The organism is Roseateles sp. GW821-FHT09H10 (assembly GCF_059415865.1).
This window is the reverse complement of sequence record NZ_JBWKOB010000002.1, coordinates 102,308-114,376: the sequence shown is the minus strand read 5'-3', so window position 1 is coordinate 114,376 and position 12,069 is coordinate 102,308. Positions and strand designations below refer to the sequence as shown.

At 69.5% G+C, this 12,069-nt stretch carries 10 protein-coding genes; 3 read left to right on the top strand and 7 right to left on the bottom strand.

The window, feature by feature from the left end; genetic code table 11:
* Nucleotides 1-15 precede the first annotated feature (15 nt).
* Together AC07OY_RS08380 and AC07OY_RS08375 are read right to left on the bottom strand one after the other, a co-directional pair.
* Complete coding sequence (locus AC07OY_RS08380) at nt 16-1,242, bottom strand: MFS transporter (protein ID WP_495042097.1); 1,227 nt, start codon at nt 1,240-1,242, stop codon at nt 16-18.
* A 13-nt stretch (nt 1,243-1,255) separates the two neighbouring features.
* Nucleotides 1,256-1,627 (bottom strand): YciI family protein, encoded by a 372-nt coding sequence (locus AC07OY_RS08375; RefSeq protein ID WP_495042096.1) that lies wholly within the window; start codon nt 1,625-1,627, stop codon nt 1,256-1,258.
* A gap of 167 nt (nt 1,628-1,794) precedes the next feature.
* On the opposite strand from AC07OY_RS08375, the gene AC07OY_RS08370 reads away from it, so the two are divergent.
* Nucleotides 1,795-2,814, top strand: coding sequence for a LacI family DNA-binding transcriptional regulator (locus AC07OY_RS08370; RefSeq protein WP_495042095.1), 1,020 nt, complete (start codon nt 1,795-1,797; stop codon nt 2,812-2,814).
* Here AC07OY_RS08370 and AC07OY_RS08365 read toward each other — a convergent pair.
* Nucleotides 2,797-3,309, bottom strand: a complete 513-nt coding sequence (locus tag AC07OY_RS08365; RefSeq protein ID WP_495042094.1) for a hypothetical protein — start codon at nt 3,307-3,309, stop codon at nt 2,797-2,799. The genes AC07OY_RS08370 and AC07OY_RS08365 overlap by 18 nt on opposite strands.
* 170 nt (nt 3,310-3,479) lie before the next feature.
* Between AC07OY_RS08365 and AC07OY_RS08360 the strand changes: the two genes are divergently transcribed.
* Together AC07OY_RS08360 and AC07OY_RS08355 are read left to right on the top strand one after the other, a co-directional pair.
* On the top strand, nt 3,480-5,168 hold the full coding sequence (locus AC07OY_RS08360; RefSeq protein ID WP_495042093.1) for a methyl-accepting chemotaxis protein: 1,689 nt from the start codon (nt 3,480-3,482) through the stop codon (nt 5,166-5,168).
* Between the two features lie 144 nt (nt 5,169-5,312).
* A complete protein-coding gene (locus AC07OY_RS08355) occupies nt 5,313-5,873 on the top strand; it encodes a PEP-CTERM sorting domain-containing protein (protein WP_495042092.1) in 561 nt (186 codons plus the stop codon).
* A gap of 58 nt (nt 5,874-5,931) precedes the next feature.
* Here the strand turns inward: AC07OY_RS08355 and AC07OY_RS08350 are convergent, their stop codons facing one another.
* The 4 genes from AC07OY_RS08350 to AC07OY_RS08335 are packed head-to-tail and all read right to left on the bottom strand — an operon-like array spanning nt 5,932 to nt 12,009.
* Nucleotides 5,932-7,125: a hybrid sensor histidine kinase/response regulator gene (locus AC07OY_RS08350; protein ID WP_495042091.1), complete on the bottom strand. Its 1,194-nt coding sequence runs from the start codon at nt 7,123-7,125 to the stop codon at nt 5,932-5,934.
* Complete coding sequence (locus AC07OY_RS08345; RefSeq protein WP_495042090.1) at nt 7,122-7,712, bottom strand: chemotaxis protein CheB; 591 nt, start codon at nt 7,710-7,712, stop codon at nt 7,122-7,124. Before AC07OY_RS08345 ends, AC07OY_RS08350 begins: the two co-directional genes overlap by 4 nt.
* 2 nt (nt 7,713-7,714) lie before the next feature.
* Nucleotides 7,715-8,533 (bottom strand): CheR family methyltransferase, encoded by an 819-nt coding sequence (locus tag AC07OY_RS08340; protein WP_495042089.1) that lies wholly within the window; start codon nt 8,531-8,533, stop codon nt 7,715-7,717.
* Nucleotides 8,533-12,009, bottom strand: coding sequence for a response regulator (locus tag AC07OY_RS08335; protein ID WP_495042088.1), 3,477 nt, complete (start codon nt 12,007-12,009; stop codon nt 8,533-8,535). The genes AC07OY_RS08340 and AC07OY_RS08335 overlap by 1 nt, the downstream gene beginning before the upstream one ends.
* Nucleotides 12,010-12,069 lie beyond the last annotated feature (60 nt).

Here is a 12,069-nt window from a genome sequence, read left to right as displayed (position 1 = left end):
CCCATCCGGCGGCGCTCATGCCGCGACCGCGGCCAGGGGCCGCTTCGGCAGGCGCGTGAAGACCAGCGCGCACAGGCAGGAGCCCATGCCCAGCGCGAAGGCGGCAATGAAGAGCCAGCTGTAGCTGGAGAAGGCGTCGTAGATGAGCCCGCCCAATACGGGCCCCAGGGCCATGCCGATGCTGCTGGCCATGGCGGTGCCGCCGATGACGGTGCCCATCATGCGCAGTGGGAAGTTGTCGCGCGCGATGACGGCGAACAGCGGCATCACGCCGGCATAGGTGAAGCCGAACAGGGCGGCCACGGTGTAGAAGCTCTTCAGCTCGCGGGCGTAGATGTAGCCGAGTACGACGATGGCCTGGGCCAGCAGGGCCAGCACCAGGGTGCGTGCCGCGCCGAAGCGGTCGCCTAGCAGGCCGAAGACGATGCGACCGCCCATGCCGGCCAGACCCTCCAGGCTGTAGATGGACACGGCCGCCATCAGCGGGATGCCGCAGGTCACCGCATAGCTGACCGTGTGGAAGATGGGCCCGGAGTGGGTGGCGCAGGTCAGGAAGCTGGTCAGCACCAGGATGATGAAGGGGGCCGAGCGCAGGGCCTGGCCGACGGAGGGGCCTGTCTCTTGCGGCGCCCCGGGCGAGGCCGCGGCCTGGGCCAAAGCCGGCGGACGGCGGATCAGCAGCGCGGCAGGCAGCATGAGCACAGCCACCAGCACGGCGAGGATCTGCAGCGTGCTGCGCCAGTCATGGTCCTGGATCAGCCAGGCCACCAGGGGCGACATGGTCAGGGGGGCCATGCCCATGCCGGCCGACACCAGGGATACGGCCAGGCTGCGGCGGGTGTCGAACCAGCCCGTCACGCAGGCCATCAGCGGCGCGAAGATGGCCGCCGCGCTGACGCCGACGACGGCGCCGAAGCAGAGCTGGAAGGCCGTCAGCGACGTCGCCAGGCTGGACAGCGCCAGGCCGGCGATGAGCAGCAGGGTGCCCGCCACGACGACGAGGCGCGGCCCGATGCGGTCGGACAGGGCACCCCAGAACATGCTGCCGGCGGCCATGGCCCCGAAGGCGATGGTCATGGCGGTGGAGATGCCCGTGGTCGACCAGCCGGTGTCCAGCGCGATGGGCCGCAGCAGCACCGGCAGGGAGAAGAGGGCACCGATGGCGACGCAGCCGAGCAGGCCGCCGGCGGCGACGATGACCCAGCGGTAGTGCTCGCGCAGGGTGGATGTCAGGGAAGGCATGGCGGTCCCGTCCTCAAGCATCGGAGAGGGCGCAGCCGGCTTCGTCGATCTGGCGCACCTCGCACACCAGGTCCCAGTCGCTGCCGTGCAGCTTCAGGAAGCGATGCGTCAGGGCCAGCGCGGCGTCGCGCGACGGCGCCTCGAAGATGGCGAAGCCGGCGATGACCTCCTTGGTCTCGGTGAAGGGGCCGTCCACCACCGACAGCAGGCCGCCGCGGTGCAGCCGCACTCGCACGCCCTCCGACGTCGGCCGCAGGCCGGCGGTGCTGATCAGCTCGCCGCTGCGGGTGAGCTCGTCGATCAGCCGGCCCATGTCGGCCATCAGTTGCTCGCTGGGGGCCTGGGTCGAGGTCTCGTCGCCGCTGATCATCGAAAGGAATCGCATCGTCATGTCTCCCGGATGCGGCGGACCGATTCCGCCACTTCACCCCCACGACGAACGACGGGCCACCAAATCGACAAGCCAGGTTTTCGGCTGCCCCCGCTTGATCGATTGCCAATCTTGATGCACGATTGCAGGAATCTGACAACGTTGTCATTTCATCCGGTTTCATGAAAAGCCATCCCCCCACCTCTTCCCATGCCGCCACATTGCGCATGGTGGCCGATGCCTCCGGCGTGTCGACGACGACGGCGTCGCGCGTGATCAACAACGCCCCGCATGTGCGGCCCGAGAAGCGCGAAGCCGTGCTCGCCGCCATCGCCCGCCTGGGCTTCGTGCCCAACACGATTGCGCGCGCCCTGGCCGACGGGCGCTCGCGCACCATCGGCATCGTCGTCCAGCATTTCGAGAGCCCCTGCTATGCCTGGACGCTGCGCGGCGTCGAGGAGGCCCTGTCCAAGGCCGGCTATGGCCTGGTGGTCGCCAGCGGGCATTGGGACCGGCGCGAGGAGGAGCGCTGCGTGCAGTCGCTGAAGGCGCGCCGCGTGGACGGCATCATCGTGCTGACCGGCATGCTGGAGGACCGTTTCCTGACCGAGCTGGCCCAAGAACTGCCCGTCGTGGCCACCGGCCGCCAGCTGCGGGCGCCGGGCCTGCACTGCCTGCATTCCAACGACTTCGAGGGCGCGCGTGCCGCGACGCGGCATCTGATCCAGCGCGGCCACCGGCGCATCGCCCATATCACGGGCGACCCGACCCATCCGGACGCCGTCGAGCGTGAGCAGGGCTACAAGGCTGCGTTGGAGGAGGCGGGCATTGCCCTGGACCGGGCCCTGGTGGTGCGCGGCAACTACCAGGAGTCCAGCGGTGAACGCGGCGTGGAAGACCTGCTGCGCCGCTGCATCGAGTTCTCGGCCCTGTTCGCCGCCAACGACCAGATGGCCACCGGTGCCGTCCAGGCGCTCTACGGCCATGGCCTGCGCGTGCCCGAGGATGTCTCCGTCGTCGGTTTCGACGACCTGCTGGCTGCGGCCCATGCCTGCCCGCCGCGCACGACGGTCAATCTGTCGCCGGCCGAACTGGGCCGCCGCGCGGTCGCGGCCATGCTGGACCTGCTGGCGCACAGGCGGCCCCGCGCCGTGGCGCCCGAGCCCCAGCTGGTGGTCAGGCTGTCAACGCGCTTTGTCTGAGGCGCCGCGGCGCTGCTGCGCGAGGTGGGCCTGCAAGGCCTCGCTAAGGCGCCGGGGGTTGTGCGCCAGGCTGCCCAGGGGGATGCTCAGATCCCCGCCACTGAAGAGGCGGCGCCAGAAACTCGCGCGCACCACCTCGCCGTCGCGCGGGCGGGCTCCGGGACGCAGCACCAGCACCAACGCACCTCCCTTGTAAAGCTCCACGCTGGCGGACGCGATGACGTGCCAGGGCAGGTGGGCGTTGAGGTGGAAGTTGTCGGTGATGCCGCGCGCGTCGACGACCAGGGCCGGGCCGGTCTGACGCAAGGCCTTCCAGGCTGGCACGGCCAGGCTTGCCGCCACGGCCAGGCAAGTCAGCGCACCCAGCAGGCCCATCGCCCAACCCAGCTTCGGGCCCAGCAGCTGCGGCAGCCACAGCAAGGAATACAGGCCGCTGAATGCCATGACGAAGGCAAAGGGCAGTGAGAACACCGCCGTCCAGCGGCGGCGTTCCAAGGAGAGGGAGGGCGGCTGGGGCTGTGGGGATGGCGGGCGCATGGCTGTGCCATAGTTTGCCGGACGCCCTGCCCGGCGAACCCGGCACTTGCTCGCATGTTGCGCCGCACAAATCCTTTGACAGCGTAGTCAGCCCCTGCCTAGAGTCGGTCTCCTAACGGGAGAACGCGATGGATTGGTTGAAGCAGATCAAGATCGGCCCTCGCCTGGGCCTCGCTTTCGGCGTCGTGCTGGCCTTGCTGGCCCTGGTCGCGCTGCTGGGGCGGGCCAGCCTGGGCCAGGTGGCGGCGGGCCTGGAGACGGTCTACCAGGACCGCACGGTGCCGCTGGCCCAGCTGGGCGACATCAGCCGCTTGACGATACGCAATCGCTTCCTGCTGGCCGACATGATGTTGAAGCCCGAGCCCGCCGTCGTCGAGAAGCACACGCAGGAGATGGCGGCCAACATCAAGGCCATCGACGAGCTGCAGAAGAAGTACCTGGCCACCCGGCTGACGGCCGAGGAGAAGCAGCTGGCCGACCGCTTCGTCGCCGCGCGCACCAGCTATGCCCAGCAAGGCCTGGCACCAGCGCGGGCCGCCCTGCTGAAGGGCGATGCGGAGGCGGCGCGTGCCCTGTATGAAGGCAAGGTGGCCGAGATGGCGCCGCAGGTGGCCGAAAGCCTCGGGCAGCTGCAGGCCCTGCAGGTGCGCGTGGCCCAGCAGGAGTTCGAGGCGGCCCAGGCCGTGCAGCGCCGCGCCGAATGGATCACCTTGTCGGCCGCCGTCTTCGCCATCGGCATGGGCGTGGTGCTGGCCTGGCTGATCACACGCTCCATCACCCAGCCAGTGGCCGTCGCCGTGCAGCTGGCCGAGGCCGTCTCCGCTGGCGACCTGCGCCAGAGCATCACGGTGCGCGGCCAGGACGAGGTGGCGCAATTGCTGCGCGCGCTGGCCGCCATGAACGACAACCTGGCGCGCATCGTCAGCCAGGTGCGCCACAGCTCGGACTCCATCGCCACCGGCTCCTCCGAGATCGCGACCGGCAATGCCGACCTGTCGCAGCGCACCGAGGAGCAGGCGTCCAATCTGCAGCAGACGGCGGCCTCCATGGAGGAGATGAGCGCCACGGTCAGGCAGAACGCCGATATCGCGCGCACGGCCACCCAGCTGGCCACCAGTGCCAGTGGCGTGGCGGCCAAGGGCGGCGAGGTGGTGGACCGTGTCGTCAGCACCATGGACGAGATCACGACCAGCTCGCGCAAGATCGTCGACATCATCGCGACCATCGACGGCATTGCCTTCCAGACCAATATCCTGGCGCTGAACGCGGCCGTTGAAGCGGCGCGTGCCGGCGAGCAGGGGCGGGGCTTTGCGGTCGTGGCTGGCGAGGTGAGGGTGCTGGCCCAGCGCTCGGCCGAGGCCGCCAAGGAGATCAAGAGCCTGATCGGTCAGAGCGTCGAGAGGGTCGACGTCGGCTCTCAGCTGGTGGCCGAGGCCGGCAGCACCATGGGCGAGATCGTGGCCCAGGTGAAGCGAGTGGCCGACTTGATCGGCGAGATCGATGCGGCCAGTGGTGAGCAGGCCAAGGGCATCGGCCAGGTCAGCGAGGCGGTCAACCAGCTCGACCAGGTCACGCAGCAAAACGCCGCCCTGGTGGAGGAGTCGGCCGCTGCCGCCGAGAGCCTCAAGCACCAGGCCGCACGCCTGGCCGAGGTGGTGGATCAGTTCAAGCTCGGCGCCGAGGTGCAGGCGCCGCCGCCCAGGCGGGCGTCCCCCGCGGCGCGTCCCGCGGCGCCCCGGCCAGCGCCCAGGCCGGCGTTGACGACGGCCCGGCCCGCGATGGCCGCCGACGAGGGGGGCAACTGGGAGAGCTTCTGATCCGGCGTCAGGCCGCGCTGGCGCCGCGAGCGCAGGGTGTCGGCAGGCTTTACAACCCAGGACTACGACCCGCCCAGGTGCTTGCGGTTCAAGCGGTGGCGCAACACTTGCTTGCAGCCGCTGGTCATTTCACAGGAGGAATTCATGACCCAGGTTCGCCGTCTGACCACCGCTCTGGCCCTTGCCGCCACCGCGCTGCTGCCCCTCTGCGCCGAAGCCGGATTGGTGACCCGACAGTTCGAGTTCAGCTCGACCGCAGGCGCGCTGACCTTCGGCCCGCAGATCGGTTCGTTCACCTACGACGATGCCGTGGTTCCCAGCGGTGGCGGCTTCGTCGGCGGCCTCGGCCTGTTCGTGGACCTCGACGTGTCCTTCGGCGGCTTCAGCTTCGATGAAACGACGGCGAACAGCGGCTGGCTCTGGGTCGACGCCGTGGGCAACATCCTGGAAGCGCACTTCGGCAACAACTGCTACGCCGGCGGCTGCAGCATCGGCAGCGGTTCTTCGCAATGGTGGATCCGGGTCGGCCAGAACGGGACCTCGGCCAACGACTTCTCCTACTCGGGCTTCAATGGCGAGACGCAGTTCCGCATGACCCAGCTGAACCAGCTGCTGCCCGCCTCGACCGTGCCGGAGCCGGCGTCCTTCGCGCTGGCCGGGCTGGCGCTGGCCGCTGCGGCCGGCGCGGCACGCCGCCGCCGCTGAGTCGGTTCAAGGTCTCGGCGATGCGCAAGCGCAAAGCCGAGGCCAGCCGCGGGCGCGCTCAGGCCAGCGGCAGCCTGACCTCGAAGCGCGCACCGGCGCCCGGCGTGCTCTGCACCGTCAGGCTGCCGCCATGGGCCTGCACGAAGTAGCGGCTGATGAAGAGGCCCAGGCCCATGCCGGGCGATCCCTGCGCGCCGGCCCCGCGCTCGAACTGCTCGAAGATGCGCTGCTGGTCTTCGGGCGCGATGCCACCGCCCTGGTCGGTCACGGCCAGCAAGGCCATGCCCTCGGGCGTGCGGCCGACCTCCACCTGCACCGGCTTGCCGTCGCCGTAGCGCAGCGCATTGCTGAGCAGGTTGACGAGGACCTGGCCGATGCGGCTGTCGTCCCAGTCCCCGACGATGCCCTCGGCCGCCTGCACCTGCAGGGGCACCTTGCGGTAGTGGGTGTCGAAGTCGGCCACGATGTGGCGGGCCAGTTCGCCGAGATCGGTGCGGTCCGGGCGGATGGACAGCTTGCCGTGCTGGATGCGCGAGATGTCCAGCATGTCCTCGATGAGGCGGGTCATGCTGCGCAGCTGGCGCCCGTCGCGGGCCACCATGGACTGCAGGCGTTCGGGGCCGAAGTAGGCGAGGTCGCCCTTCTTCAGCTTCTCCTGGCGCATCACCGAATCCAGCGTCATCACGCTCAGCGGCGTGCGCAGTTCGTGCGAGACCATGGACATGAACTCGTCGCGCATGGCCAGCGCGCGCTGCAGTTCGGCCTGGGTCTGGGTGAGCGTGGCCAGCAGGCGCTCCTGCTCGACGCGGGCGGCTTCCAGCTCGACGAGCTGGCGGCGCAGCTCGCGGCTCTTCAGGTGCAGCTCGGTGAAGACGCGCACCTTGCTCTTGACCGCATGGCCGTCCAGCGGCTTGTAGAGGAAGTCGACGGCGCCGTTCTCGTAGCCCCGGAAGGGGTAGGTGGGCTCGCGGTCGGCGGCGCTGACGAAGACGATGGGCAGATGCATGGTGCGCGAGCTGCCGCGGATCAGCTCGGCCAGCTCGAAGCCCGTCATGCCGGGCATCTGCACGTCCAGCAGGGCCAGCGCGAACTCATGCTCCAGCAGCAGGGACAGGGCCTCGTCGCCCGACGTCGCCGTGTGCACCTCCAGGCGGTCCATGTCGCGCAGCAGGGCTCTGAGCGCGAGCAGGTTCTCGGGCAGGTCGTCGACGAGGAGGATCTTGGCGACGTCGTCGCTCATGCGCGCGTTCATGCCGCCGCTCCGTGGGCGCCCAGGCGCAGCAGCATCGCGTGAATGTCCTTCAAGGGCAGGATGTGATCGGGCCGGCTGCGGGCAATGGCCGCCTCGGGCATGGTGGACACGTCGGCGTCGCCAGGCTGCTGCACGATCGTGAGGCCGCCACGCGCATGGATGGCAGCCATGCCCTCGGCGCCGTCCATGTTGGCGCCGGTCAGCAGCACGCCGGCCAGCGACGGGCCATAGGCGTCGGCGGCCGAGGCCATCAGCACGTCGATGGAGGGGCGGGCGAAGCTGACCGGCGCCTCGCTGCTGAAGCCGAAGCTGCGATCGGCCTCGACCAGCAGGTGGTAGTCGGCGCTCGCGACATAGACGGTGCCAGCGCGGATGGCTTCCTTGTCCTCGGGTTCGCGCACCGGCAGGGCGAGGCGGTGGCCGAGCACGTTCTCGAGCCGGCTGCGGTGGCGGGGCAGCAGGTGCAGCACGGTGACGATGGGCAGGGCGAAGCCCGCCGGCAGCGGCGCCAGCAGGGCCAGCAGCGCCGCGACGCCGCCGGCCGAGGCACCGACGACGATGAGGTCGATGGAGGCGGGGCGGCGCATGGTCATCTCTTGCGGAACAGGCGCTCGCGCAGCACCACGGGTTCGAAGTCGGAGCCGTGGGTTGAGAAGTCCAGGCTCTCCTTGCTGCCGATGCCGAGGAAGCCGCGGTGGCACAGCGACTGCGAGAACAGACCGAGGGCGCGGTCCTGCAGCTTGCGGTTGAAGTAGATCAGCACATTGCGGCAGCAGATCAGGTGGGTCTCGGCGAAGACGTGGTCGGTGGCCAGGCTGTGGTCGGCAAAGGTGACGTGGCGGCACAGCTCGCGGTCGAAGCGCGCGGCGTCGTAGGCCGCCGTGTAGTAGTTGGAGAAGCTCTCCTTGCCGCCGGCCGCCTGGTAGTTGCGCGTGTACTGCTGCAGGTCGGCGATGGGGAAGATGCCCTGGCGGGCGCGCTCCAGCGCGGCGGGGTTGATGTCGGTGGCGTAGATGAGGCTGCGCTCCAGCAGGCCCTCCTCCTGCAGCAGGATGGCCAGGGAATAGACCTCCTCGCCGCTGGCGCAGCCGGCCACCCAGATCTTCAGCGACGGATAGGTGTGCAGAACCGGCATGACATGCTGGCGCAGCCCGAGGAAGAACTCGGGCTCGCGGAACATCTCCGTGAAGGGGATGGTCAGCATCTCCAGCAGCTGGGCGAAGGCCTTGGGATCGCGCAGCACCAGGCCTTGCAGGGCCGAGATGGAGTCGCATTTGAGCTGCTGCACGGCGTGCAGCACGCGGCGCTTCTGCGAGGCCCCCGAGTACTCGCGGAAGTCGTGGCTGTAGCGCGTGTAGATGGCCTCCATCAGCAGGCGCACTTCCAGGTCGACAACGGCCTGGGGCATCAGTGCCGCTCCAGGCTGGGCAGCCACACGCGCAGGAGTGACATCAATCGGTCCGGATCCAGCGGCTTGGCCAGGTAGTCATTCGCGCCCGCGCGGCGGCATTGCTCCTGGTCGTCGCGCATGGCCTTGGCCGTGATCGCGATGACGGGCAGCTTCTGCCAGCGCGCGTCGGCGCGGATGCGGCGCGTGGCTTCCAGGCCGTCCATGACGGGCATCATGACGTCCATCAGCACGATGTCGATGTCGGCGTGGGTCTCGAGCTTCTCCAGGGCCTCGACGCCGTTGCGGGCCGGCTCCACCATCAGGCCGCGCTGCTCGAGCACGCTCGTCAGCGCGAAGATGTTGCGGGCGTCGTCGTCCACCAGCAGCACCTTGCGGCCCTCGAACACCAGCTCGCGGTTGCGCGCCGTGCGCAGCATGTCGCGGTGCTCCGCGGGCATGCGCGACTCCACCTTGTGCAGGAACAGCGTCACCTCGTCCAGCAGGCGCTCGGGTGAGCGCGCGCCCTTGATGATGATGGAGCGCGAATAGCGGTTCAGCTCGGCCTCCTCTTCGCGGCTGAGGTTGCGGCCGGTGTAGACGATGACGGGCGGCGGCGTCTTCTCGACGCTGCGCGCGGCCATGCGCGACAGCAGCTCGGTGCCGTCCATGTCGGGCAGCTTGAGGTCGATGATCATGCAGTCGAAGTGTTGCTCGTCCAGCAGCTTCAGCGCCTCCTCGCCGCGCTCGACGGCCACCACCTCGACGTCATCGTCGGCGATCAGGTGCGCGACGCTCTCGCGCTGGCGTTGGTCGTCCTCCACCAGCAGCAGGCGGCGGACCTGCTCGGTGCCGTGGCGCTCGAGCTTGCGGAAGATGTCGACGAGCTCGTCACGCGTCGTCGGCTTGATGGCCGTGCCGACGGCGCCCATGGGCAGGGCCACGTCGCGGAAGTCCTCGCCCGCAATGATGTGCACGGGGATGTGGCGGGTGCGTGGGTCTTCCTTGAGACGCTGCAGTACCGACAGGCCCGAGCCGTCCGGCAGACGCACATCCAGCAGAATGGCCTGGGGCAGGTGGGCGCTGGCCAGCTCCAGGGCCTCGCGGCCATGCGTGGCGACGAGGCAGCGGTACTGCATCTCGTGGGCCAGGTCGAAGAGGATGCCGGCGAAGCTCTCGTCGTCCTCCACGACCAGGGCCAGGCGCTGCGGCGCGGCGTCGGGCGTCAGCTCGGCGCGGTCGTCGGCGAAGGCGGGCATGCTTCGCGCTTCATCGGCTGCAGGAGGGGCGAGCGGCGCCAGCCAGGCCGCCGGCGGCGGTGGCGCCACCGGCGGCGCCTCGGCCGGACCGGCCCCCTGCAGCTCGGCCGGCAGGATCAGCGTGAACTGGCTGCCCTGGCCTTCGACGCTGCTCAGGTGCAGTTCGCCGCCGAGCAGGTTGGCCAGCTGGCGTGAGATCGACAGGCCCAGGCCGGTGCCGCCGAAGCGGCGGTTCAGCGCCCCGTCGGCCTGCTGGAAGGCTTCGAAGACACGCTGCTGGTCGCTGGCCGGAATGCCGATGCCGGTGTCGGTGACGACGAAGCCGATGCGGCCCTCCGACGCTGGACCACGCGGTTCGATGCTCAGCGTCACCGTGCCCTTCTCGGTGAACTTGATGGCGTTGGACAGCAGATTGCGCAGGATCTGCTCGACGCGCTGGCTGTCGCTGATGATGGCGGCGGGCAGGCCGGTGGCGAGGCGGGTTTCCAGGCGCAGCTGCTTGTCCTGGGCCAGCGGCAGGAACATGCGGCGCAGGCCGTCGACCAGGGCGCGCAGGTCGACGGCGCGCGGTGCGATCTCCAGCTTGCCGGCCTCGACCTTGGACAGGTCCAGGATGTCGTTGATCAGCGTCAGCAGGTCCTGGCCGGCCGAGTGGATGGTGGTGGCGAACTTGAGCTGCTCGGCCGTCAGATTGCCGGGGCGGTTCTCGACCAGCAGCTTGGACAGGATCAGCGAGCTGTTCAGCGGCGTGCGCAGCTCGTGCGACATATTGGCCAGGAACTCGCTCTTGTAGCGGCTGGCGCGCTGCAGCTCCTGGGCGCGTTCCTTCAGGTCGGCCTGGGCCTGGCCCAGGGCCGCATTGCGGCGCGACAGGGTCTCCGCCTGCTCGCCGAGCTGCACATTGGTCTGCTCCAGCTCGGCGCGCTGCTCTTCCAGGTTGAGCTGCGATTCGCTGAGCACGCGGGCCTGCTCGCTGAGCTCCTCGTTGGCCGAGCGCAGCTCTTCCTGCTGCACCTGCAGTTCCTCGTTGAGCTGGCGGGTCTCCTCGACGGACAGCTGCAGGCGGTTGCGGAAATGGGCAGCTTCCACCGCGGCGCCCAGCATGGGCTGCAGCTGCTCCAGCAAGGCCAGCGTGCGGGCGTCCGGTGCGTTCATGAAGCCCAGCTCCAGCACGCCGTTGACGCGGCCCTCGCTGATGGCGGGCACCAGCATGATTTCCTGCGGCACGGCCTCGCCGAGGCTGGTGGCCACCTTCAGGAAGTCGGCCTTCAGATCGGGCAGGCGCATGGCGCGGGCGTCGCGCCACACCTGGGCCAGCAGGCCGCTCTCGGCGTCGATGGGCTCGGCGCCGTCGGCCGGCAGGCCATGCGCGGCCACGCGGCGCAGATGGCCATCGTCGCCGCGCACGAAGGCGGCCGACACGACCGCGCCAACGCGCTCGGCCAGGAAGGCCAGCGTGACGCCGCCGATGCCGGCCAGCGCGGGCTCGCCCGCCAGCTGCTGGCTCAGCTCCGCCTGGGCGCCGCGCAGCCAGGCACGGTCCTCGTTGTCCTGCGCGGTCTTGCGCGTTTCGGCCAGGGCGTCTCCGTACTCGCGTGACAGCGTCAGCACGTCGCGCCGGCCGGCCCAGGCGATCAGGCCGCTGAAAACCAGCAGCGCCACGGTGAAGACGCCGACCGTCGTCCAGGTGCCGTGCTGCGCATCCTCATTGCGATCGCGCAGCAGGCGCAGCTCGTTCTCGCCGAAGGTCCGCAGCTCGCGGCGCATCTCATCCACCAGCTGCTTGCCCGTCTGCATGCGGACGGCCTTCTCCACCGATTCGCCGCGACGGCGCATCTCGATGACGGATTGCGCGAACTCGTTCCAGCGCTGCGACAGCGCGCCGACACGGCGCAGCCGTTCCACCTGTGAGGGGTTGTCGCCCACCATCTGCTGCGCGCCCAGCAACTCGGCGCCGAACTTGGACTGGCCGAGCAGATAGGGACCGAGGAAGGCCTCTTCACCGGAGATCAGGAAGCCGCGCATGCCGCTTTCCTGGTCGGCGATCAGCGTCGACAGTTCATGGCCCTTGGCGACCACGCGATGGGTGTGGTCCACCCAGTTGAGCAGGTCCATCAGCCGCCACAGCAGGCCTGCGAAGAGGATGATGCTGATCAAGCCCATCGCCAGCGGCATGGCGACGTTGCGGGTGAGGATGCGGTTGAATTGACTCGTGTCTTCGGCGCGGATGTCGGTCATCGCTGGCCCTTGGGTGAGTGGCTCTGCTCTGCGAAACCCTGGCGGAACGCAAGACGCATG

Bases quoted from the DNA above. Each gene is read 5' to 3' on its own strand.
- AC07OY_RS08380 (WP_495042097.1), bottom strand. From the start codon at position 1,242: ATGCCTTCCCTGACATCCACCCTGCGCGAGCACTACCGCTGGGTCATC.
- AC07OY_RS08375 (WP_495042096.1), bottom strand. From the start codon at position 1,627: ATGCGATTCCTTTCGATGATCAGCGGCGACGAGACCTCGACCCAGGCC.
- AC07OY_RS08370 (WP_495042095.1), top strand. From the start codon at position 1,795: ATGAAAAGCCATCCCCCCACCTCTTCCCATGCCGCCACATTGCGCATG.
- AC07OY_RS08360 (WP_495042093.1), top strand. From the start codon at position 3,480: ATGGATTGGTTGAAGCAGATCAAGATCGGCCCTCGCCTGGGCCTCGCT.
- AC07OY_RS08355 (WP_495042092.1), top strand. From the start codon at position 5,313: ATGACCCAGGTTCGCCGTCTGACCACCGCTCTGGCCCTTGCCGCCACC.
- AC07OY_RS08350 (WP_495042091.1), bottom strand. From the start codon at position 7,125: ATGAACGCGCGCATGAGCGACGACGTCGCCAAGATCCTCCTCGTCGAC.
- AC07OY_RS08345 (WP_495042090.1), bottom strand. From the start codon at position 7,712: ATGCGCCGCCCCGCCTCCATCGACCTCATCGTCGTCGGTGCCTCGGCC.
- AC07OY_RS08340 (WP_495042089.1), bottom strand. From the start codon at position 8,533: ATGCCCCAGGCCGTTGTCGACCTGGAAGTGCGCCTGCTGATGGAGGCC.
- AC07OY_RS08335 (WP_495042088.1), bottom strand. From the start codon at position 12,009: ATGACCGACATCCGCGCCGAAGACACGAGTCAATTCAACCGCATCCTC.